Origin of the sequence: Rhizobium sp. AQ_MP (assembly GCF_014237835.1) — a bacterium.
Classification (GTDB): domain Bacteria; phylum Pseudomonadota; class Alphaproteobacteria; order Rhizobiales; family Rhizobiaceae; genus Allorhizobium.
Window position 1 is genome coordinate 1 of sequence record NZ_JACJVI010000072.1, and the last position, 454, is coordinate 454.

1 tRNA gene and 1 rRNA gene are annotated in these 454 nt (G+C 56.8%); both read left to right on the forward strand.

The features are described 5' to 3' along the window. Positions 1–67 (forward strand): 16S ribosomal RNA (locus tag H6M51_RS24260); the annotation flags it as partial. 312 nt (positions 68–379) lie between these two features. After that, a tRNA-Ile gene (locus H6M51_RS24265) sits at positions 380–453 on the forward strand. The last annotated feature ends 1 nt before the right edge of the window (position 454 follow it).

A 454-nucleotide genomic window follows, 5' to 3' on the forward strand; every position in this document is an offset into this window, starting at 1 on the left:
GTCAGCGACTGGGGTGAAGTCGTAACAAGGTAGCCGTAGGGGAACCTGCGGCTGGATCACCTCCTTTCTAAGGAAGCTGTGGAATTGGTAAGACGCCTGTCTAGATCAGGATGAACCTTCCCGTGCTTTTTAGAACATAGATCGGACCAGTCAGGTCACGATCGAAAACGTAATACGCCGGACAGATGCTTGGCATCGTCACGGTATGGCGCAGATCGCCGTCCACGTTTCTCTTTCTTCAGAAGGATATGAACCTTTGGTTTGCGCTCACGCGCTGTTCGCCGCTTTGCGGCGGCGCTCCGCGAGGGCGCCGGACGGCCGGCGACGGACTATCGTCCTGTAGGGTGGTTGGTTTTACTGATCGCCTTATGCCAGGAATGGGCCCGTAGCTCAGTCGGTTAGAGCACACGCTTGATAAGCGTGGGGTCGGTAGTTCGAGTCTACCCGGGCCCAC